This window comes from Furfurilactobacillus cerevisiae, assembly GCF_048961765.1.
In the GTDB taxonomy this organism is placed as follows: Bacteria; Bacillota; Bacilli; order Lactobacillales; family Lactobacillaceae; genus Furfurilactobacillus; species Furfurilactobacillus milii_A.
On record NZ_CP185253.1, the window covers coordinates 2,725,878 to 2,748,585 of the forward strand.

Consider the following 22,708-nt stretch of genomic DNA (forward strand, 5'->3'; position numbering starts at 1 on the left):
ATAAAACGTTATTTTACAAAAATTTAGGCCGATAGCGGTCTAATTCGCATGAATATTTTAAAAAATCGCCTTTCCTAAAATTTTAGGGAAGGCGATTTTTTGAAACCGTAATATCATTACTTTACGACAAAGATATAAATATTAGCAGGTGATAGCCCAATCGTGAACTTAACACCCTTAGAATAGATTGGATCAATGGAACTGGAACCGCTCTTAACGCTCTTTGTTTCTTTACCAAATTGCTTCATCACACTCTTAGAGTCCGCACCGACACCGTTTGTTAAAAGCGCGAAGCTCGTGCCAAACTGCTTTTGGGTAGCCTTTTGCTTAAATGCCTTGGTCGGTACGATCATCGTCGCACCGAGAACTTGACCATTCTGAACGTTCATTCGAATGCGGTAGTCTTTGGTCGAAACAACGTCACTAACACCATTAGCGGGTGTTTTAACAGGTAGCAATTGACCTTTGGCCTGTTGTTTGGCCGTGGCCATTGCTGCCTGAACATCCTTTTGCAAAGCGCCAACTTGAGCAGCAGCCTCTGGCGTTGGCTGTTTCTTCAAGCTTGCGGCAGCCTTTTGCAGTGCCATTGCCTTGCCCTGATCAGCTTTGCTTAACTTAGAACCCGTTAGCGCCTGATTGAACGACTTTTGCAAGGTTTGATAATCAGTCAATGCCTTAGCCGCTGAAACGTGGATTGTTTTACGCGAACCATTAGCGGTCAACTTAACGGACTGACGTTTGGTCGTTGTGGGTACCTGAATGACAAACGTCCCATTATGCACAGTTAATGATTCTTTTGTGTGGTCATCGACTTGATAGGTCACCTTATTAGCGTTGGTGTGTCCTTTCACCGCGGCAACCATGCCATCTTGATGATACGTTTCATGCGTGGTTGTCAGTGACGCGCGCCCACAACCAGCCAAGGCGAGGACGGAAGCCGCAGCAACAACACCTAATATTGTCTTTCGTTGCATTACGATTCCTCCCCTTCATTCATGCTGATGTTGCCGGCAAACTGACTATTGTAAAGATCAGCGTAAAATCCGTTAGCTGCCATCAACGCATCGTGGTTACCTGTTTCAACAACAGAACCATGATTCATAACAATGATGTTATCGGCGTTTCTGATTGTAGATAACCGGTGCGCAACAACGAAACTCGTTCGATTTTGAAGCAACTGTTCCATGGCGTGCTGAATTTGAACTTCAGTCCGCGTATCAACAGAACTCGTCGCTTCATCAAGAATCAGAATTTCGGGATCCGCCACAAATGCCCGGGCAATCGTTAATAACTGACGTTGTCCCTGAGAAATGTTCGACGCTTCCTCATTCAATACCGTTTTGTACCCTTCTGGTAACTTACGGACAAATTCATCGACGTGAGCGGCCTTAGAGGCGGCCATAATCTCGTCGTCCGTGGCGTTTTCACACCCGTATTTCAAGTTATCCCAGATTGTGCCGGTAAACAACCAAGTGTCTTGAAGCACCATCGCGAAGTGTGAGCGTAAGTCCTCACGCTGAAGGTCACGGGTATCCGTACCGTTCAAACGAATTGAACCACCCTTAACGTCATAAAAACGTTCCAATAGGTTGATAATAGTCGTCTTCCCGGCACCGGTTGGCCCAACAATGGCGACCTGTTGACCCTTCTTAACAGCTAAGTTGTAATCAGTCATCAACAGTTCGTCATCGTAACCAAACTGCACGTGGTCAAGGGTCAGCAAGTTTGGATCATCAGGCTGTGCTGGTAAGTTTGACTGTGTTTGCTTCATTTCTTCTTCATCAAGCACATCGAAGACCCGTTCAGCTGACGCAATCGTTGACTGAATCGTGTTCAGTAAGTTTGCCAACTGCGAAATTGGTTGTGAGAATTGCTGCGTGTATTGAAGGAAAGCCTGTACGTTACCAAGGGTGACATTCCCGTTAGCAACTTGGATCCCACCAACAATCGCCACAAACACGTAACCAATGTTGTTCAAGAACATCATCAGCGGCATGATAATTCCGGAAATAAACTGTGCCTTCCAAGCCGCTTTGTAATACGTTTCGTTCTGTGTTTCGAAGTCCTTGATAGCATCGTCTTCCTTATTGAAGCTCTTGACCACCTCATGACCTGAGTAGTTTTCTTCAACTTGGTTATTGATCAACCCAAGGCTCTTTTGCTGTTGACCAAAGTAACGTTGTGACTTCGGTGCCACAACCCCAACAACGACCAAACTGAGCGGAATAGTTACCAATGCGATCAGCGTTAGTTGCCAGCTAATCGTTAACATCATCCATAAAGTGCCGACAAATGTTACCAAACTGGTAATCGCTTGCGTCAGACTCTGTTGCAGCGTGCTGGCGGTATTATCCATATCGTTGACCGCACGACTCATAATGTCCCCGTTGTTATGCGTGTCGTAATACTTGATCGGAACTAAACGCATCTTGCCTTTAAACTCACGCCGTAACTTGTACACAGTCCGCTGAGAGATCCGCGTCATAATGTACTGTTGTAGGAAGTTAAACAAGGCCGAAGCCAAATACATAATCAAAACAACAACGATAATATTGAGGACTTTTTCGAAGTTGATTGGGTAGTGACTCATGGCGATGCCGGCCTTTTGATGCGCGACACCCGTCATAATTCCTTTGTAGATTTCGGTTGTTGCTTGACCCAAAATCTTTGGTGTCCGAATTTGGAACACAACCGCCGTGATGGCGAAAACGAGCACCATAATCATGCCAAACCAACGATCTGACATGTATTTCATTAATCGAATAAACGTGCCGAAGAAGTTGTTAGGCTTTTCAACTAAACCAGGGCCTGATCCCGGACCGTGTCCGTGACCGCCAGTTGGTCGTGGTGTCTGTGTTTTCTTTGCATTATCACTCATTACAGACCCGCCTCCCCTTCGCGTAACTGAGACCGCATAATTTCTTGATAAACTTTGTTGGACTGTCGCAATTCTTCGTGTGTGCCCTTGCCGACTAGCTTCCCGTTATCAAGCACTAGAATCAGATCCGCATCAGCAACTGTAGCAATTCGTTGCGCAACAATCACAACAATACTCTGTTGAATCCGTTTGTCCTGACGCAGTTGACCACGCAATTTAGCATCAGTCTTAAAGTCCAAAGCGGAAAAGGAATCATCAAACACATAGGTGCTGGCGTCCTTCACCAATGCACGGGCAATGGCTAACCGTTGACGTTGACCACCAGAGAAGTTTGCACCGCCCTGTTCAACGTGGGCGTTCAAGCCACCCTCTTCTTTAACAAAGTCGGTTGATTGGGCGATATCTAACGCTTGCCAGATTTCGTCATCTGTCGCGTCCTCTTTACCAAACTTCATGTTGTCGCGAATAGTACCAGTAAACAACGTTGCCTTTTGTGGCACCATCGCGACTTCACCATGTAGTGTCTTAATGTCTTGCTGCCGCACATCAACGCCATTCACATTGACGCTTCCTTTTTCAACATCAAAGAAACGAGGAATTAGATTGACCAGCGTTGTTTTACCAGAACCGGTACCACCGATGATGGCCACCGTTTGACCAGCCTTGGCACTAAAATCAATGCCGCTTAAAGCAGGCTGTTCTGCGTGACGGTAACGGAATTCAACGTTATCAAATGCCAGTTGTTTGGCTTCACCAGTTGCTGGCGTAGTGGGGTGTTCTGGATCCTTAATGCTGGAATCTAGGGATAGGACTTCCTGAATCCGCGTTGCCGAAGCGGCCGCACGAGGCAGAAAGGCCATGACCATTGCGAGCATCATGAAGCTCATCAAGACTTGCATCGCATATGTCATGAAGGCAATCATGTTCCCGACTTGCATCGCCTGCGAACTGATCAGCTTGCCACCGAACCAAACAATGGCAACGTTTGTCGCGCTCATAATCAGCGTCATCACAGGATAGGCAAACGCCACGATCGTGTTAACCTTAATCGAATTGTCCGTGTAATCCTGGTTGGCTGCTTCAAAGCGATCCTGTTCAAACTGATCCTGACGGAAAGCCCGAATAACACGAACACCAGTAAGACCTTCACGAAAGACCAAGTTCAAACGGTCCGTTTTCGTTTGCATGGCACGGAACCGCGGAATCGCCAAGCCCATAATCAAACCAATACAAATCAGTAAGACAGGAATCGACACCACGAAAATCCATGACAATTGGTGACTCTTGTTATAGGCCAAGAAACTGGCACCAATCAGCATAATCGGTGCCATAATCATCATTCGTAAAGCAATCATGGCAACGTTTTGAATCTGGACCACATCGTTGGTTGTTCGTGTGATCAATGATGAAGTTTCTACCTTATTAAACTCATCATTGGCAAAGTTCATTACTTTGCTATAGATGTCACTCCGCAAGTTTTGACCTAACTTTTGTGAAGAACGCGCTGCTAACAACACGTTCAACACTGCGGCCGCCACTGACAGTAACGAAAAACCGATCATTTCAAAACCGATTTTCCATATGTAACTAATGTCACCCTTTGCCACCCCGTTATTCACAATGTCTGATGTTAAACTGGGCAAGTTTAGGTTGGCTATGACCTGAATAATCATAAAAAATACGGCACCGAGTACCGCCCATAATGAAATTCGGCCCCTAGCTATTTTTAGCATTTGGCACGTTCCTCCTCGTTCGTAAGCAAAGATGTGACGATGATTGACACAAAATAAACCTAGCTATTATACGCCAAAGAAAGGCGTATTCTCTAACTTAATTTACTCAAAATAATTGTAAATTAATTCATTTTTATCAATTGACGTTATATCTGCTATTTCGTCCGTAACAATCAATTTTTCGCACGAAGCAGAGTGAGTATATCACTTACTGTTTCTTATGGAAACTATTTTAAACTGGCTTTTTAATAATTTCCAAGTTTAGTAAAACAATAAATTACTGTTCGTGATTAAGTAATTTACTATTTTATTATAGTGCTTGAAATAGTAATTGCAAGCTTTTGTTTGTTAAACCATGCTTATTCAATCCCGCCAATTACAAAAATTGTTGCCATTCGGTATCAAAGAATTGACCGTTTTGCCTTCACAACTTACGCTGTTACCAAACAGATTCAACCACCGCCCTGACTGAGTGTAAGGAGGAAGCAACATGAATCAAGACGAACAATTGAAGCTACTGTCCGACCTTATTGGCGTACCATCAGTCAATGGTCGCGAACGCGCAGTAGCGCTTATCCTACAATCTTTTCTAGAGGGTCACGGCATTACTGCGCACTTAATCGATTATGGTACCGACCGTTCAAATTTGATTGCAAGTTACGGCGATAAAAATACACCAGTACTCGGTTTTTCGGGCCACATGGACGTCGTAACTGCTAATGAAAAGGAATGGCAATCGCCACCGTTTGCACTAACCGTTGAGGGTGATCATCTCATTGGCCGCGGCACAGCTGACCAGAAAGCGGGCGTTGCAGCACAAGCGATTGCGCTAGCCGAATTAGCCGATGCACACACCAAACTAAACGGGCAAGTGCGACTGCTATTTACGGTTGGCGAGGAAGTTGGTGAATACGGCGCTCAACAACTGACCGAACTAGGCTACGCAGATGATCTGTCCGGATTAGTAATTAGTGAACCTTCTTCTCAAGACGTTTGGTACGCTAATCAGGGGTCAATTGACTACACAGTCGTATCTACCGGGAAGACCGCACATAGTTCGATGCCTGATTTAGGCGTTAATGCACTAGATAACTTGATTATCTTTTACAATGCGTTACAGCAGGTCTTGCAATCGCACCAAGAAGAAAGTCCCACTTTAGGTAAATTTCACAATAGTGTGACCACTTTCCACGCCGGCGATCAAGTTAACACCATCCCCAACCACGCCGAATTACAAGGTAACGCCCGGACTATCCCAGAGTTCGATAACGCCGCGTTTATTGATCTCTTAACTAGTGTTGTTAACCGGTTAAATGAATCGTCATCAATGAATCTTGCCCTCACCATTAACTTCAACAAGATACCAGTTGTAAGTGATAAAGACTCGCCTTTAGTCCATCAAACCGTTGATATTGCTCAAGAAATTACTGGAAAAACACCGCAAGTAATCGGCATGGTTGGCACAACGGACTCCTCAGAGTTCGTCAAGGCCAAGACACATTTCCCCATCATTGTTTATGGACCAGGAATTACATAGCAGGCCCACCAGCCAAACGAATATGTCTCCAAACGTGCCTATTTTCAAAGTATCGATGTGTATCGTGAATTAGCGAAGCGCTTTTTAAATAAAGCGGATGACTAGTGCTTATAAAAAAAAGTCCGATTATGGACCAACTCAATAGTGAGCTGGCTCGTAATCGGACTGTTTTTATTAATTTCAGGATGTCCCCAAACACACCAGAACGCATCACTTACTCGATGCCGACACGTTTGAAAATCTCATCAACATACCGCAAGTGACGTTGCACATCAAACACGGCAGTCACTTCGGCTGGCGTCAAATATTGGTTGACAAAAGTACTGGCCATCGCCAGTTGTTGAAATGTTTTATCGGTGGTCATTGCCTGTTGCGCCAACTGTTGCACATGATCGTAAGCTGTTTCACGACTGATGTCCTTGTCAATTAAGGCTAGTAGCAATTGTTGACTGAACACCAGGCCACCACTGGATTCAATGTTGTGAATCATCCGGTCCTCATTGACGACCAAATTTGTCATGATGCGATTAAAACGATGCAGCATGTAATCTAACAGCTCAGTCGTGTCCGGTAAGATGATTCGTTCGGCTGAAGAGTGCGAAATATCGCGTTCATGCCATAAAGATACATCTTCAAAAGCCGTAATCATATGCCCACGAATTACCCGAGCCAAACCCGTAATGTTTTCTGAGCCAATTGGATTGTGTTTATGAGGCATCGCTGAAGAACCTTTTTGCCCAACGGAAAACGGCTCAGCCACCTCACCAATTTCCGTTCGCTGTAAACCGCGAATTTCCGTTGCAAAGTTTTCTAAGCTAGTCGCAATGAGTGCTAACACGCTCAAATAGTGTGCGTGAAGATCCCGTGGCAACACCTGACTGGTCACTGGTTGCGGGCGTAATCCAAGTTGATCACAAACATCCTGTTCCACTTGTGGGGGGATATTTGCAAAAGTGCCCACTGCACCACTTAACTCACCCACAGCCATTTCATCAGTCACTGCTTGTAAACGCGTGATGTCACGATTAATTTCATCTACCCACCGTGCCAATTTAACGCCAAACGACATTGGTTCTGCCTGAATGCCGTGTGTGCGTCCCATCATTGCCGTGTGGCGATACCGTTTTGCCTGTTTGATCAATGTGTCTCTTAACGTTTGCAGATCTGTCATCAATAGGACATTAGCGGCTTTTAATTGCAATGCCTGGGCCGTATCCACAACATCCGTGCTCGTCAGGCCATAATGAACCCACTTTCGTTCATCGCCCAGCGACTCGGATAACATGCGTGTGAATGCCACCACATCATGATGGGTTTCTGCTTCAATTTCACGCATTCGATCAACATTTATGACGGCATGCTCGCGCAAGGCATCAACATCCGCCTGTGGAATCTTACCTAAGTTTGCCCACGCCTGACACGCAGCCACCTCGACCTTTAGCCATTGTTGTAACTTATTTTTTTGTGACCAAATTTGGCCCATTTCCGGTCGCACGTAGCGATCAATCATGCCATTTCCTCAACTTTCATGTCAGCTTGCCAAACATCCTTCAAAACCATTGTCTGTTTACGATCTGGTCCAACAGATAAAGTCGCTAATGGTAAACCAGTTAATGACATGACGCGTTCCACATACTGACGTGCATTCTTTGGTAAGTCATCCACTGTTTTACAATTTGTGATATCTTCCGTCCAGCCAGGCAAGGTTTCGTACACTGGTTTGCAACGCAACAAAGCTTCCCGTCCAGCAGGATAACGATCAATTGTTTCACCATCCAGTTCATAAGCTGTACAAATTTTTAACTCTGGCAAACCGGTCAGAACATCTAAACAATTTAACGCCAAGTAGTTTAAACCGGATACACGTTTGGCATGTCGCAAAACGACCGTATCCAGCCAACCAATTCGGCGAGGCCGTTTCGTGACGGTCCCATATTCGTGTCCCACTTCACGGATGTGATCACCTTTCTCATCATGCAGTTCTGTCGGAAACGGACCATCGCCAACTCGAGACGTATAGGCCTTTGCCGCACCAATAACGGCTGAAATTCTAGTCGGTCCGATGCCACCACCAATAGTGACACCGCCCGCAACTGGATTAGATGAAGTTACATAGGGATAAGTTCCGTGATCAATATCTAGCATTACCCCTTGAGCGCCTTCAAATAGCAAACGTTGTCCATTGGACAGCGCATCATCAAGCACTTTTGAAGTATCAGTTACATATTTGGCGAGCCTTTCGGCATAACCCTGATAAGCCTTTAGTAATGGTTCAAACGCAATTGGTTCCGCACCATACAATTTGGCCAACAACTCATTTTTAGCTATGACATTGCGAGCGAGCAATGTTTTAAAAGTTTCTGGTTCCAATAAATCGGCCACTCGAATGCCAATTCGGGAAGCTTTGTCCATATATGCGGGGCCAATACCCTTATTTGTCGTGCCAATCTTACTGCCTTTTTTACTGGCTTCTTCTAATTGATCTTGCAAGATATGATATGGAAAAATCACGTGAGCACGATCAGAAATTCTTAAGTTATCGGTACTAATGCCGCGTTCATGTAAGTAATCAATTTCAGCTAACAATGTTTTGGGATTCAGCACGACGCCGTTGCCAATCAAACATTGTTTATCACTTTCAAAAATTCCTGAAGGCAATAGTTGTAGCTGGTACTTTTCGCCGTTAAAGGTAATAGTGTGTCCCGCATTGTCGCCACCTTGGTAACGCGAAATCACGTCAGCCTGCTGACTGACAAAATCGGTAATCTTTCCTTTACCTTCGTCGCCCCATTGACTCCCAACAATCACTACTGCTGTCATTATGTCACCTCAAATTTTGTTTGTCGAACAACAATGAGAACTATAACAGGTAAAGTTCGGATAATCAACCAAAACTGTATAATCTAATTATTAATAAATTTATTGTTCCTGTTTTAGTGAATTTTAATTTGACAGCATGATTTAAAACGATTATTGTATCTCGTGTTGACGAACTTTAATCAATAAATGACAGAAAGAGGTTTTCACCTTCATGGAAATATTTGATTATGAAGACGTTCAGTTAATCCCCAATAAATGTTTGATTGAGAGTCGCTCTCAGGCGGATCCAAGTATTACGTTTGGCGGGCATCACTTCAAGCTTCCTGTGGTTCCAGCGAACATGGCAACTGTCATCGATGAACAGTTAGCTACCTGGATGGCAGAACATGATTACTTTTATATCATGCACCGCTTCGAACCGGAAACAAGATTACCTTTTGTTCGGAAAATGGCTAAGAAACATCTCATTAGTTCGATCAGTGTCGGTGTAAAGCCGAACGAAAAACAGTTTATCGATGATTTGACCAGTGAAAAGCTAACACCAGACTTCATTACCATTGATGTCGCTCACGGTCATGCCAACAGCGTTATTGAAATGATCCATTATATTAAGAAACGCCTCCCCAAAGCATTCTTGATTGCTGGTAACGTGGCAACACCGGATGCCGTCCGTGAACTTGAAGACGCTGGCGCCGATGCAACAAAAGTTGGCGTTGGCCCTGGTAAAGTTTGCATTACGAAGTTGAAGACTGGTTTTGGTACAGGTGGTTGGCAGCTGGCTGCAGTTCGCTGGTGTGCAAAGGCTGCGCGTAAACCAATTATTGCGGATGGCGGCATCCGTCACAATGGCGATATTGCTAAATCCATTCGCTTTGGTGCCAGTATGGTAATGATTGGTTCACTGTTTGCCGGTCATCGTCAGTCACCAGGCCATGACATTATGATCAATCACCGTCATTTCAAACAATATTATGGTTCAGCATCCGAAAACCAAAAGGGTGGCCATAAAAACGTTGAAGGTAAAGATATCCTAGTAGATTATCGTGGCGAAATCAGCGATACATTAACTGAAATGACAGAAGATCTTCAATCATCTATTTCATATGCAGGTGGTAGTGATCTTACGGCACTCAAAACCGTTGACTATGTCATCGTGCGCAATACCATTACAAATGGCGATTAGTTAAAACTCAAAAAGGGCGCTACCAAATTCTGATTAAACTCAGAATTTGGTAGCGCCCTTTCAATTCAACTTTTTTAATTTCGATGTTAATTGTAAAACACTAACTAATTGGAAATAAAATTAACTCACGATTAACACGGAGACTTACTTCTCTGGCTTTGCTGCTGTAGTCTGGTTCTCCGCAGTAACTACTGTTTTCTCCCTTTCCGGTTGCTGCTCGCGCTCCGGTCGTAAGAGCAAGTTTAGAATAACAGCTGAGAAGCTAGCAATCACAATACCATTGCTCAAAATAAGTTGGGCCGTTTTTGGTAAATCTTGGAAAATTGCCGGTTGAACGGTAACGCCCAGACCTAAACCAACAGAAACTGCCGCAACCAAGATGTTTTTATTGTTGTGAAAATCAACTTGACCAAGCATCCGTACGCCCTGCATCGCAACCATTCCGAACATGACAACCATCGCGCCACCGATAACTGGCGCTGGAATAATCGTAGCTAACGCGCCAATCTTTGGCAATAATCCCAGTGTCATCAGAAAACCAGCTGCATAAAACACTGGTCGGCGACTCTTAATTCCGGATAGCTGAACCAATCCAACATTTTGGGAGAACGTTGTGTATGGGAATGTGTTGAACAAACCGCCAAGGGTAACTGCCAAGGCTTCAGCACGGTAGCCCTTCTTTAAATCCGTTTCCGAAATTGGTTTGTTCATGATATCTCCCAGAGCGAAGAAAACACCGGTTGATTCAACCATTGATACGAGTGAAATCAGAATCATCGTTAGGATTGAAGAGATTTCAAAGTGTGGAACACCAAAATAAAACGGTTGTGGAAAGTGAAACCAACTGGCCTGCAAAACCGGTTTTAATGACACCATTCCGAATGCTCCGGCTGTAAGTGTACCAACTAGCAACCCAATCAACACTGCAATTTGGCGAATAAATCCACGGCCCCAAACGTTAGCAGCAATGATTACAGCCACGGTTAGAAAACCAACCCCGAGGTTTAAAGGTGAGCCAAAGGTTTTTGCCGATGCATCCCCGCCGCCAAGGTTTAAAAATGCAATGGGAATTAGTGTTAATCCGATAACGGTGATGACTATGCCTGTGACCAACGGTGGAAACAGGTGTCGGAGCTTGGCGAACACACCGGCGATTAAAAAGACAAAGATACCGGCCGCAATGATGGCACCATACATAGTTCCAATCGAAAAGTGCTGACCAATCAAGATTAATGGTGCTACTGCTTGAACGGCACAGCCGAGAACAACTGGCAAGCCGATCCCGAAAACACGATTCGTAAGAAGTTGGAGTAACGTTGCCAACCCACTCATGAAAATATCAACTGAAACCAAATATGTCATTTGAGTTGCATTAAAATGCAAGGCGCCACCAATGAGCAATGGAACTAATACGGCGCCTGAGTACATTGCTAATAAATGCTGAAGTCCAAGCATGGCAGCTTTGGATTCACGTGCCGTTGTCGTGGATTTACTGGACATTAATTTGCTCCTTTTCATGGCTGAAAACAACGTGACCATTATCAAAACTTGCGATACTTGCCAAAGCGAGCAATGGGATGTGACGGTCCACGATGAACTGATGACCACGTTGGAATCGTTTCTCAATCACCACGCCAACACCACCAACCGTGGCGCCGGCAGCCTCACAGATATCCAGCAGGCCGTTAACAGCTTGACCGTTTGCGAGAAAATCATCAATAATCAGTACCTTATCATCAGCCGACAAAAACGATTTTGAAATTGAAATTGTATTTTCAGTTTGTTTAGTAAAGGAGTAAACCGTCGCTGTGTATAAATTATCTGTCAGCGTCAGGCTCTTGTGCTTACGTGCAAACACCATCGGAACACTAAGAGAAAGACTAGCCATCAGTGCTGGTGCAATCCCAGACGATTCCACGGTTAGCACTTTAGTGATCCCCATATCGGCAAAGTAGTGAGCAAATTCATCGCCCATAGCCTGCATCAATTCGGGATCCACCTGATGATTTAGGAAACTATCAACTTTTAAAATATCTTCACCGAGGACACGACCTTCGGCATCAATGCGTTCTTCAAGACGTTTGATAAACTTCTCCTCCATTTTCTGAGAACAAAAAAGCTTCCCTTGCGGATATCGCAAAAGAAGCCGAGGATACATTGACTTAATTTGCTTATAGTCCGGAGTTTAGGGCTCTGGGTAGAGACAACCATCCATATCATGGTTATATATAAGCTTTGTTCGTATGCTAATTAACTTGTGGTTCATAGATTATCACAGGTTTGACCATCGTGCAATCACAGAACTCACTTTTTCATTTCTTGGCGCCATCTGGGTTCATCGACTACAATAAATTTAGTTTTCGAAAGGTGATAAAAAAATGAATGAATCAGACTTACGCGTTGTCAAAACTATCCATTTGATTGACCAAACATTACTAAACTTATTAAAAACAGAATCGTTCGAACAAGTCACGGTTCAGCAAATCTGTCTGGAGGCGGAAATCGGTCGATCTACTTTTTACCATCACTACGTAGACAAATTTGCATTACTTGAACATCTTAACAATCAATATGCCGACAAATTCAAAAAAATTATGGTGACACGAATTTCAACAGTTACACAGTCTACTTCCCTTGTCACTTTGGTATCAGATCTCTTGCCCGACAAAGACGCACTATTAATCTTGTTGAACGTCCATGTTAGTAGTCTTAGTTTAGATGCCAATTTTCGGAAAATAATCAACGACAGCTTAGCCAGCTTTTTGAGAGATCACCTCAGCACGACTCTGCCGATTGCCTACCTTCAAAACCTGTATGTTGCTAACGCAATGACTTACATTACTTGGTCACTCGCACACGGCCTCAATGAGGATGTTGCCCACTTTATGAACACGACGTTTATCAATATCGCTAATCAAATCACTCAGCAAAATTCACATTAGTAGCTCAATGTAACAACGTGAGGCATTACCTGAGGATCATGATTTGCCAACGCCTCAACAACATTTGGTTTTGCCGCTTCTTGCTTAATCCAAGCCAGTGACTCAATAGCAGCTTTTCGATCTACCACAATACCAGGGGTAACCATTTTTTCCCATGATTCGCGTGCATAACCTACATCAGCGGCAAGAACGACCTCACGTCCATCTTTCCCTGTCACAATTGTTGCTGAAAGCCCAGCACTGTGGCCAGGCGTGGCAACGAACTGAACACTCCCATCACCAAACAGATCAAATGTCTGATGTAAGGGACCCACATTTGCGCTTTCATATGCAAATGTTTCTACGTTGACGTCACGCCACATTTTATTGATATACCGTAATTTATCGCGATTAGCCGCTTGCCACTCCGCATCACTGGTTAAAATTCTCTTGGCCTCTTTAACCAGTTTGAGACCACTGGCATGATCACTGTGCAAATGGCTTAATACCAAATAGTCAATATCACTTGGTTTATATCCTAAAGTTGCTAACTGTTCACGAACTGACCACCCAGCCGGTAAATAGGCTTTATTGATTTGCACTTGCATGCCCAGTTCATGCCACTGACTCTGACGAACCGATTCGTTCCAACCAGTATCAATGAGTACCAACCCTTTTGGATGCTCAATCAAATAACTCGAAACAGGCAAGGTAATTTGATTAATATGTGATCGCAATACACCTGTAAATGCCAGGGGATTACGATAATAGTCATGAAAAGGCAAGGCTCGATCAACTTGAACTAAACCTGTGTGCAAAACATGAACTTTAATGTCTGTAGTCATTTTATCAACCTCCGAAAAATACTGTACGCTATGACTTGATGAGTTCATTATTAATTCTTTATTGGCGGGAAACAAGAATCAATAATAGTCATTGGTAGATTGCAAATTTAATCCGAATTTTTGGACAAATTGGTCAGCATAACCTGATACGGTGTTTTCCAGTCAAGTATTTTAAGCGGTCTCTGGTTAATTTGGAGTAACGTCGTCGTTAAATCTTGAGCACTAATGTGCTCAAAACGAGTCCCCTTAGGATAAAAATAACGTAAATTCCGATTAAAGCGTTCATTACTACCACGTGTAAAAGGCACCCGTAAAATGTAGGAAAACGGCAGGTTAGAACTGTTGGTTTTCCTACATTTTTTGTATCATGAATCACATCAGAGTGTAGGAGGAATTTGATGTGAGACGTGATTTAAGAGAAGGAGTGACGATTTACGTGACTGAAAATATTAAGCCTAACTTCGCCGAGATTGCCCGGCAATATAATGTTGATTATCGAACCGTTAAGAAAGCCTATGAGGAAGTCAAAGCTGGACTTAAGGGCCGACCAAGTGGTCGACCGAAACGGCCAAGTTTACTGGATCCATTCAAGCAAACCATCGATTCAAAGCTTGAACTAAATTGTTCGGCTGCTTCAATTTTTAAATTTATCCAGAAGAAGGGCTTTACCGGCAGCTATACCCTCGTGAAAGATTATTGTCGCCAAACCCGCCGAGAACGAGTTAAGAAAGCTACCATTCGGATTGAACATTCCCCTGGTCTCTCTGCTCAAGTTGACTGGAAAGAAGAAATGGCCCTAGTGAGCAGCGAGGGTGAGCTGTTTAAATTCAATATTTTCTTGTATGTATTGCCTTATTCAAAACTCAAATATATGACACTAACCTTTGATCGGAGCCAAGATACCCTCTTTTCTTGCTTACACGACGCTTTCCTTCATACCGGAGGTATTCCGACGGAAATCTGGTTTGATAATATGAAAACCGTTGTGGATCATACAAAATCCCAGTTTGGCCACGCTGTCTTTAACGAACGGTTCCACGAATTCTGTAAAGATGCCGGTTTCACACCAATTGCTTGTCGACCATTCAGACCACAAACTAAAGGTGCAGTTGAAGCCCTTGCTCGCACGGTTGAACGTTTACGGCCATACAATACTGAATTTGCTGATGGAACTGAGCTAATCGAACTAGTTCATATGCTCCGAGATGATCTAAATCATGAAACTTCGCAGGCCACGGACGAAGTCCCGTACCTGAAATGGTTAGACGAAGAAAAAGAGTACCTTCATCGCGTTCCAGTTAATCTCCTTGAACCATACTTCGAAGAAAACATTACCCGTGTCGTTTCGAAGGAGGCCATGATCAATTTCCGCAAATGTAAGTACTCAGTAGATCCGCGATACATTGGTTGTACGGTTGCTGTTGAAATCTCCAATGATGAGCAGCGCATTCACATTTATTATAACGGAGAAGAAATTCGTACGCACTCCATAACTACCAATTCGCTGAATTATGACCCCCAAGATCAGTTCAATATCCTCAAATCTGATTTGCTTAAAGGGCGGACAGATGAAGACATTTCAGCTTACATTCGTGAACATATGACTGATTACGACAACTTATAGGAGGCTACCATGACCACTAATAATCAAATTCTTTTAAATAATCTTGAGCGCTTAGGGTTAAACAAAATCCGTGAATACTTGCCGAATTACCTTGATCAAATTCACACTGATAATCTGTCATTAACTGAGGCGCTAATTGATTTAACTAATTCGGAACTCCAGAATCGACACGAAGGTCAGATTGCACGGGCCATTGGCCGTGCTCGGTTCCCCAATACAAAATCCCTAGATACATTTGATTTTAGCTTTCAACCCAGTATGAATCGCCAAGAGGTTCTGGAATTCCAGAATCTGGCTTTTATGGAAAAGTCTGAAAACTTAATCTTTATTGGCAATCCGGGAGTCGGTAAAACCCACTTGGCAATTAGTATTGGGATTGAGGCCTGTAAACAGGGCTGTCGGGTTCTCTTTATTAATTGTCATGAGCTGTTGATTAGATTGAGAGCAGCTTACGAAAAAGGACTGCTTGATCGATCTCTAAGCCGCTATTCGCGCTATGACCTATTAATTATTGATGAAATTGGGTATTTGCCAATTGGTCACCAAGAAGCTAACCTCTTATTTCAGCTAGTCAATGCCCGCTATGAAAAGCATTCAACGATCATTACCAGCAATAGTGATCTATCCGCTTGGGTTGATATTTTCCAGAACCCAACTGTGACAGCAGCCATTCTCGATCGCTTGGTTCATCATGTTCACGTAGTGAAGATCACTGGTAAATCTTACCGATTACGTGGCCTCAAGTAACTGCCGAAAACCTACATTTCTTTCTGCCGAAAACCTACATTTTTAAACTGCCCTTGACACCACGTTCAGCTGGCGTATAAGCATGACAGTAATAGGTCTTAATACCATATTGTGATTCAAATGATACTAGCCCACTAAACTCAGTACCACGGTCCACAGTAAAACTGTGCACCGGTCCATTAAAAGTTGTTAGGAACTTAGTCAGTGCTTCATTAACACTCGCTGTCGTTCGGTCCTTTAACCGATATGCCCAAAGGAACCGTGATTTGCGATCGATTAAAGTTAATAAAACTGCCTTACTATGCCCACGAGGGCCAACGACGGTATCTAGTTCAAAATCACCGATGCGATTACGTTGATTAATCATCATGGGACGCTGTTCAATCGATCGCCCCAAAGATTGATTATATTTGGATCGTTGGTCAACGTTACGCCGTTGGCGTACGCCATGTTCAGGTAGATCATTCAAGGAGAAACCAATTCTCCCCTGATTTAGCCAATTATAAATAGATTTAGTCGCTAGTTTAAATTCGTGAGCAATCATTCCTGGTGACCAGCTTAGATGTAAATGGTTGAGAATTGTTTGCTTTAACTCATCGCTCAGCTTAGTTTTCCGACCACATCGTGATCGCTTGTATTCGGCATCTGTTTGTGCTAATTCAGCCTGATAAGGTTGACATCGAGATAATTCATAAGAAATTGTTGACGGTGATCGGTTCAGCCGAACGCCCATTTGGATATTGGACAGCCCTAGTTCACAAAAGGTTTCGATTTTAATTCGTTCGGAATAGGTTATACTAGACAAAAGATCAGCTCCTAAAAGATGGGTTTGTTGTAAACACCATTTTAAAGGAAGCTGATCTTTTTTGTCCGAACAGCGTTCGGATTAATTTTACAATCTACTATTGTGTATCATATCTTTCAAAGCGTCGTTTATCGTTTTATTATTAATCATAACTTCTATAACACTAAAATAGTGGCATTAACCCTAAATGCACTTTGCATAGGATTAATGCCACTATTTTTTCCAAATTATTTTGATCGTCGGTCCAGCCACTGACCATATACAAACCCACCGATTAAAGCGAACATGGTTAGACCGGCAGCGACGGGAATCAAGACATTGGGAACGGCATTGCCAATCACTATGATAACAATACCAGCGATAACCAACCCCCGACCCATGAATAACAACATACCTTTTGTTGCACAGTCACTTTGTCTGACGTGAAACCCAATTGTGAATGTGGGATGTGCCGGTGGTAAATACATTACTAGCATTCCTGCCAATCCAGAAGTAATTCCAACAATCGAAGCATGGCTGGCCTGAAAGTCATCCGGAAAAACGCACGCAGTTATGCCATAAGCCATAAAAACAACGGCGTTAGTAATTGCTACCTTTAGTTTCATTGCAACGGGCCACTGAACAAACGACCACGATCCAATTACAAACGGTAATCGCATATAAGCAAGATAAAGTACCACAATAATGCCAAAACCAAAAAGTTCATTTCTAGAGGTCATCTGCAAACGACTGATTCGTACCCAAAGAACGACAGCGATAACCACATTAATAACATGAATTAGCCACCAAAACCGCCAAATTAAGTGCTGAGTCATTTAAATCGCCACCCGTTTCGTTTGGCAGCATCATACACCCATACTATTACACAAAACAATTCTTTCGCTGGGTCATCTTACGAACGTTTGCGAAACCAATGAATTGCCCGAAAATCCATTGCCAATGCCATTACAGCGAGAATTATCATGACACCGCCGACAATATCCATACCTGATAGCGAAATGCCAAGAAAAATGATGGAAAAGACGGTCGCTGATAATGGCTCAAACGCATCAAGCAAGCTCGCCGTCGTTGGTAAAATATGTTTCAAACTAATCGCGAACAAAATGAATGCCAGCAAGGTTCCAATAACAATAATCACGCTCATCAGCAACCAATCTGTCGCAGCCAAATGAACCGGATTCAACCAGACTGGGCCAAACACGTTTAGCGATAAACCGGCGACCAGTAAACCCCAGCCAGTTGTGGCAAACGAACCGTATTTACGCAATAACGTTCGTGGCAGTAAAGTATTGGTGGCTACGCCAATGGCCGACAACCCGCCCCAGAATAAAACGGCACCAGACACAGCCAATGTATTGAAATGACCGTGGGTAATAATCAGTAATGTCCCACCAAATGCCAGTACCATCCCGATGACTTCAGAACGCGTTGGCAGTTGATGATGAAAGAGGATGTAATAAAAAGCAATCACAAATGGTCCTAAAAATTGCAATATCGTTGCGATTGATGGATTACCTGCATGAACCGCATTGAAATAAAATAATTGCACCGGAATGAGGCCTAAAAGCCCATACATCACTAATTGCAGTGCATCCCGTTTGTTACGCCAAATGGCTACCGATTCTCCCTGTGTCAGACTAACTAAAATCATGATCAGGCCAGCAATCGTCATTCGCACCTGGCTCACCCACAGTGGCGTAATCGCGTGATTACGATGAAATAGTGCACTGGCGGCCACGCCTGAAATCCCCCAGCAAATTCCCGCCGTACATGCCAAGGCAATACCCAGTGCCTTTCTAGGACGTGGCGGCGCTGCTGTTTCTGTTGAGCTAGCCGTTACTTTTGCGTCAACATTCGTTGCTTGTGTTTCCATTCAGACACTCCGTTTCAGTTGTTTTTCCATGTTGTACCAAATCTCATCAGCGTGAACTGAATCAGCCACGCCAACGTTAGTGAAACCGTTCTTCTCATAAAACGGAATGCGGTCTTTTAAGCAAGTTAATGCCATGGATGTCCGTCCTGCCCGTGTCGCAATGTCGGCCAAAGCCGTCAGTAACTTACTGCCGATTCCTTGTCCACGAACAGTGGGCGCTGTCGCAATTGTAAAAACCAGTTGATGACCGCCTTGAAGCAAATTTTGCGGCGTCTCCTCATACATCCAGTCCTCAACAAAACGTTCCTTCACTGCCGGCCCAACGATAAAGCCTAGGACAGCACTGTTGTCAGCACGGGCAACCAAGAAGGTATCAGCCAGAACAGCCAGCCGTTTGCGATATGTTTCTAGTGTCGCAGCTTCTGCCGCGTTAAAGCCAGCCTGTTCAATTGCCTCAATTTGTTCTAAATCATTTACTGTTGCAGGTTCAATCTTCATACTCAATCCCCTTTACTCTCTCAGCTCAAACGACTATTGGTTATCGCTAATCACCTGAGTGCCGTACTGCAGCAGCTGGGTGGCATAATCACGCCCACCCTGTTGCTGCCTAATTTGCTTTTTTAACGTGCTTAACTGATCGGTAATGACACCATCAACGTCCATGTTCATGACTTTTATCATCGAATCACTATCGTTCACAGTCCACGCAAACACTTTTTTGTGCTCCCGATGAGCGCCACTGACAAACCGATCATTTAACGTCGTGTATTCCATCGTGTAAAAGTCTGCTTTGGTCTGCGGCACGCCAATAAAGTTAAACGGCAGAATGTAGCCCACCGTCAGCGCTGGCCGTTGAGTCTTCAACTGTTCAACAACACCATAGTCCAGTGAATGAATGATGTCATGATGTGCAAGCAGTGAGTCACCATAACGTTTTATGAACCGGTTAACGAGTTCCTGTCTATTCTGACCAGCATTCAACTTGATTTCAACTAGCAGTTTTTGATGCATCTGTTGCGCTGCATGAAGATAATCGTCGAAAGAATCAATTTTTGTTTGATGACCATTTTCATGAATCGTGGTATCTGTTAAACCGGTTAACGTTTGTTTGTCGACCGTTTTATTTTGACCAGCTAAGGTACTTAAGTTCGGGTCGTGCATGACGACAAACTTATGATCACGTGTCTCTTGAATATCCATTTCAACATAAGTCGGGTGTTCCTTATGTGTTTTCTTTAATGCCTGCACCGTGTTTTGCACGCCATTGCCATCGTCAACACCTCGGTGGGATAACGTTTGTGGATTCACGACCAGCAATCCGGCAAAATAACTGTAACCGTAGCCTGCAAACACAATGGCAACAACGGTAAAGGCAACCGGAACAGCCACTCGCCACCAAGGCTTCGCTTTTACTCGCGGCAAATCTGGCAGGCCATCAAAAGCGTGGACGTCATAATCTTTCATCAGTTGCAAACTCAGGTCCAATACCCACACAGTCGCGAGGATTGAAATCGTGTAGTTGACCAGCGTTAACAAATTAAAGTTAACAATTGCAGCGCTCAATGCAGTTGTGTGTCCTTGAGTATCAAACCACCGTTGCCCAAAATAAAAACCACCTAACATGATGCCATACAGAACCGAAATACTTGCGATAATGCCAACAATCCGCAATGTGATCCACCAAAACCGTCCCCATGTTCTTTGCCAGGATGCACGAACTGCCCGCCGAACCGTTTGTTGTTCAAACATCAGCATTGGAATAACAAGAAATAATCGGTTTCCAAAATAGAAAGCGCCGACATACAGTAACACCAACGCGACCACTAACAGTGGCTTAGTCATGATGAACTCAACGATAAAGTCGGGAATTTGAACCTTTGCCAGTAACGGTGTACTGATAAAGCTACCCCCAAACGGAACGATTAGCAAAAAGTACAGCAAGAAAAAGCCAAACGTGCCGGGTGATAAACGTGGTAACCTGTGCCATAACTGAGCAACCAACTGGCGGATAGTCGGTCGTTGATCCTTCCGTCGATAAGCCACCATCAACAGTAAATAAGCAAACTGCATGTAAATTGACAGAACAATCAGCAGCAATAACAAGAGTAGGCTAACCATCGCCCATGGATGATCCTTTGCCACTGAGATAGCATTCGTGTAAGACAGATACGGAATATGACTCCAGCGTAAAATGCCTGCACCAAGCCAAGAAAACACCGGAATTAAAATAGCGTATACAATAATTGCTGTAAATGAATAATGCTTAAAGAAGTACCAAAAAGCGCCTAAAAAACGCCAAATACTCGTTCGCTTAGTCCCCGTCATAAGTACATCCTCTCTGATGAAGTTACTCGTTCTATCATAATCTTTTTCATAGCTAATTTATTATTCGTTTTGCGTGTTAAATACCACTTTACTGCTAATCACACGGTGACAAAAGAAAATTCCTCGTGCAACTAATAAAGTTGCTTGAGGAATTTTTGTTAACCAGTGAATTAATTTGCTATTTTTTAAATAAATTGAGATACAGTTGTTCTGCAAACGGCTTCACACTGTGTTTAGCACGAAATGAATTACTTAGCATGATCAGCCCATTCTGCCCATTCTTTGAAACGATCGACATTCCTTGATAACCGTAGCCCAGCCCATGATTAACTGCCGCACCATACATGTTGTACGTACCACCACCGTAAGTGCTGCGACTGCCAGATTCGTATAACTGATTCACTGAAGTTTGAGAGATTAATTTGCCCTGCATAATTTGACTGATCATAACGTACAAATCACGTGCCGACATCGCGATGCGTCCGGTTCCCAGCTCGTCATGCCACATTGCGTCCGGCGTCACGACTTCCTTACCATAGTCCACGTTGTCGGTTTTAGTGCCCGCGTATGATACGGCAACATGCGGGTTGTCAGACGGCATAAACACCGTTTGCCGCAAATTAAAGCGCCGAATAACCTGCTGATTGAACAAGGCTTCGTAAGACTTTCCCGTCAGTTTAGTCAGTACTCCTGCCAAGATATTGTAATTCACTTGCGAATAACGCCACTGATTATAAAGCTGTGGATTAAATTTTAAGTGATGCAAATCGTAATCTACAATTTGTTTATCCGTTTGTGGCGTAGTCGGGCCAGGTGGTCCAGGCAAAGTTAATCCAGAAGTCATGTCCAGCATTTGCCTAATTGTAATTTCATTGCCGTGTGGAACGTCTTTATAAAATTTGCTGATGTGGTCAGAAAGAGACAGGTGGTTTTGTTGCACTTGCTGCATGACCAATGCCCCAGTAGCTATTTTCTGAATGGAAGCAATAGCATACGCCGTATCTGCACCATTCTGCCGTTTTCGGGCTGCATTAGCATTCCCATATTGACGTTCAAATACCACTTTCCCGCCACGAACGACGAGAACGGAACCGACAAAATCAATTGATTGCATCTTTTTATCCAACGAATCAGCCTGTGTGTGGTCAATTGCCGTCGGTATTTTAGCACTCTGCCATGTCGCAATTGGCTTAACAGCAGGTTTTCGTTTGTAAACTGGATGTGCCACTTTCGTTGATCGTTGCACCTCATGATACAACGTCCCCCACGCTAAGGTGCTGACTAGCAGCACGATGAGGACTACAAACCAAATTCTTTTTTGTTTGAACATTTTCCTCTCCTTTCCTACTACGAATCAACATTTTCCTATCGATTCATTATATCAACAGTTCACTGCCATGCCATAATTTTCATACTT

The 22,708-nt window shown here is 43.7% G+C and carries 18 protein-coding genes, 2 pseudogenes and 1 riboswitch; of the genes and pseudogenes, 5 read left to right on the forward strand and 15 right to left on the reverse strand.

All coding sequences use genetic code 11. From position 1 onward, the window contains the following. Nucleotides 1-116 precede the first annotated feature (116 nt). Genes ABUE36_RS13345 through ABUE36_RS13355 form a run of 3 tightly spaced genes read right to left on the reverse strand, consistent with a single transcriptional unit; the run spans nucleotide 117 to nucleotide 4,611 of the window. Entirely contained in the window at nucleotides 117-974 is an 858-nt protein-coding gene (locus tag ABUE36_RS13345) for a hypothetical protein (protein WP_161002114.1), read from the reverse strand. Beyond that, nucleotides 974-2,878 (reverse strand): ABC transporter ATP-binding protein, encoded by a 1,905-nt coding sequence (locus tag ABUE36_RS13350; RefSeq protein ID WP_421016897.1) that lies wholly within the window; start codon nucleotides 2,876-2,878, stop codon nucleotides 974-976. The genes ABUE36_RS13345 and ABUE36_RS13350 overlap by 1 nt, the downstream gene beginning before the upstream one ends. Then, a complete protein-coding gene (locus tag ABUE36_RS13355; RefSeq protein ID WP_161002112.1) occupies nucleotides 2,878-4,611 on the reverse strand; it encodes an ABC transporter ATP-binding protein in 1,734 nt (577 codons plus the stop codon). Before ABUE36_RS13355 ends, ABUE36_RS13350 begins: the two co-directional genes overlap by 1 nt. Nucleotides 4,612-5,101: 490 nt before the next feature. Between ABUE36_RS13355 and ABUE36_RS13360 the strand changes: the two genes are divergently transcribed. After that, nucleotides 5,102-6,148, forward strand: coding sequence for an ArgE/DapE family deacylase (locus ABUE36_RS13360; protein WP_421016898.1), 1,047 nt, complete (start codon nucleotides 5,102-5,104; stop codon nucleotides 6,146-6,148). Nucleotides 6,149-6,362: 214 nt separating this feature from the next. Here ABUE36_RS13360 and purB read toward each other — a convergent pair whose 3' ends face one another. Then, nucleotides 6,363-7,658, reverse strand: coding sequence for an adenylosuccinate lyase (gene purB, locus ABUE36_RS13365; protein WP_421016899.1), 1,296 nt, complete (start codon nucleotides 7,656-7,658; stop codon nucleotides 6,363-6,365). Beyond that, entirely contained in the window at nucleotides 7,655-8,968 is a 1,314-nt protein-coding gene (locus tag ABUE36_RS13370) for an adenylosuccinate synthase (RefSeq protein WP_161002109.1), read from the reverse strand. Before ABUE36_RS13370 ends, purB begins: the two co-directional genes overlap by 4 nt. A gap of 211 nt (nucleotides 8,969-9,179) precedes the next feature. On the opposite strand from ABUE36_RS13370, the gene ABUE36_RS13375 reads away from it, so the two are divergent. Beyond that, nucleotides 9,180-10,151, forward strand: a complete 972-nt coding sequence (locus tag ABUE36_RS13375) for a GMP reductase (RefSeq protein WP_421016900.1) — start codon at nucleotides 9,180-9,182, stop codon at nucleotides 10,149-10,151. Nucleotides 10,152-10,295: 144 nt separating this feature from the next. Here ABUE36_RS13375 and ABUE36_RS13380 read toward each other — a convergent pair whose 3' ends face one another. Further along, nucleotides 10,296-11,651: a nucleobase:cation symporter-2 family protein gene (locus tag ABUE36_RS13380; protein ID WP_161002107.1), complete on the reverse strand. Its 1,356-nt coding sequence runs from the start codon at nucleotides 11,649-11,651 to the stop codon at nucleotides 10,296-10,298. Continuing rightward, nucleotides 11,641-12,237, reverse strand: coding sequence for a xanthine phosphoribosyltransferase (locus ABUE36_RS13385; RefSeq protein WP_161002131.1), 597 nt, complete (start codon nucleotides 12,235-12,237; stop codon nucleotides 11,641-11,643). The genes ABUE36_RS13380 and ABUE36_RS13385 overlap by 11 nt, the downstream gene beginning before the upstream one ends. Before the next feature lie 68 nt (nucleotides 12,238-12,305). Further along, a riboswitch (purine riboswitch) is annotated at nucleotides 12,306-12,403 on the reverse strand. Between the two features lie 126 nt (nucleotides 12,404-12,529). Between ABUE36_RS13385 and ABUE36_RS13390 the strand changes: the two genes are divergently transcribed. Beyond that, nucleotides 12,530-13,093, forward strand: coding sequence for a TetR/AcrR family transcriptional regulator (locus ABUE36_RS13390; RefSeq protein WP_161002106.1), 564 nt, complete (start codon nucleotides 12,530-12,532; stop codon nucleotides 13,091-13,093). On the opposite strand, the gene ABUE36_RS13395 is transcribed toward ABUE36_RS13390, so the two are convergent. Further along, on the reverse strand, nucleotides 13,090-13,917 hold the full coding sequence (locus ABUE36_RS13395; protein WP_421016901.1) for an N-acyl homoserine lactonase family protein: 828 nt from the start codon (nucleotides 13,915-13,917) through the stop codon (nucleotides 13,090-13,092). The genes ABUE36_RS13390 and ABUE36_RS13395 overlap by 4 nt on opposite strands. Nucleotides 13,918-14,024: 107 nt before the next feature. Further along, nucleotides 14,025-14,222 (reverse strand): annotated as a pseudogene (locus tag ABUE36_RS13400) (IS30 family transposase); the annotation flags it as partial. Between the two features lie 95 nt (nucleotides 14,223-14,317). On the opposite strand from ABUE36_RS13400, the gene istA reads away from it, so the two are divergent. Continuing rightward, complete coding sequence (istA, locus tag ABUE36_RS13405; RefSeq protein WP_003555353.1) at nucleotides 14,318-15,541, forward strand: IS21 family transposase; 1,224 nt, start codon at nucleotides 14,318-14,320, stop codon at nucleotides 15,539-15,541. Nucleotides 15,542-15,550: 9 nt separating this feature from the next. Further along, nucleotides 15,551-16,288 (forward strand): IS21-like element helper ATPase IstB, encoded by a 738-nt coding sequence (istB, locus tag ABUE36_RS13410; RefSeq protein ID WP_014386885.1) that lies wholly within the window; start codon nucleotides 15,551-15,553, stop codon nucleotides 16,286-16,288. 58 nt (nucleotides 16,289-16,346) lie between these two features. Here the strand turns inward: istB and ABUE36_RS13415 are convergent. The 6 genes and pseudogenes from ABUE36_RS13415 to ABUE36_RS13440 all read right to left on the reverse strand — a co-directional run. Continuing rightward, a pseudogene (locus tag ABUE36_RS13415) lies at nucleotides 16,347-17,093 on the reverse strand (IS30 family transposase); the annotation flags it as partial. Between the two features lie 227 nt (nucleotides 17,094-17,320). Beyond that, nucleotides 17,321-17,908 (reverse strand): hypothetical protein, encoded by a 588-nt coding sequence (locus ABUE36_RS13420; protein WP_421016902.1) that lies wholly within the window; start codon nucleotides 17,906-17,908, stop codon nucleotides 17,321-17,323. A gap of 77 nt (nucleotides 17,909-17,985) precedes the next feature. Continuing rightward, nucleotides 17,986-18,966: a DMT family transporter gene (locus ABUE36_RS13425; protein WP_421016903.1), complete on the reverse strand. Its 981-nt coding sequence runs from the start codon at nucleotides 18,964-18,966 to the stop codon at nucleotides 17,986-17,988. Next, the gene (locus ABUE36_RS13430; RefSeq protein ID WP_421016904.1) at nucleotides 18,967-19,464 is read right to left on the reverse strand and encodes a GNAT family N-acetyltransferase; all 498 of its coding nucleotides are present in this window, start codon (nucleotides 19,462-19,464) and stop codon (nucleotides 18,967-18,969) included. It lies immediately after the preceding gene. A gap of 33 nt (nucleotides 19,465-19,497) precedes the next feature. Beyond that, nucleotides 19,498-21,291, reverse strand: a complete 1,794-nt coding sequence (locus tag ABUE36_RS13435; RefSeq protein WP_421016905.1) for a glycerophosphoryl diester phosphodiesterase membrane domain-containing protein — start codon at nucleotides 21,289-21,291, stop codon at nucleotides 19,498-19,500. A 178-nt stretch (nucleotides 21,292-21,469) separates the two neighbouring features. Next, nucleotides 21,470-22,621 carry a serine hydrolase domain-containing protein gene (locus ABUE36_RS13440; protein ID WP_421016906.1) on the reverse strand — a complete coding sequence of 384 codons (1,152 nt, stop codon included), beginning with the start codon at nucleotides 22,619-22,621 and terminating at the stop codon, nucleotides 21,470-21,472. Nucleotides 22,622-22,708 lie beyond the last annotated feature (87 nt).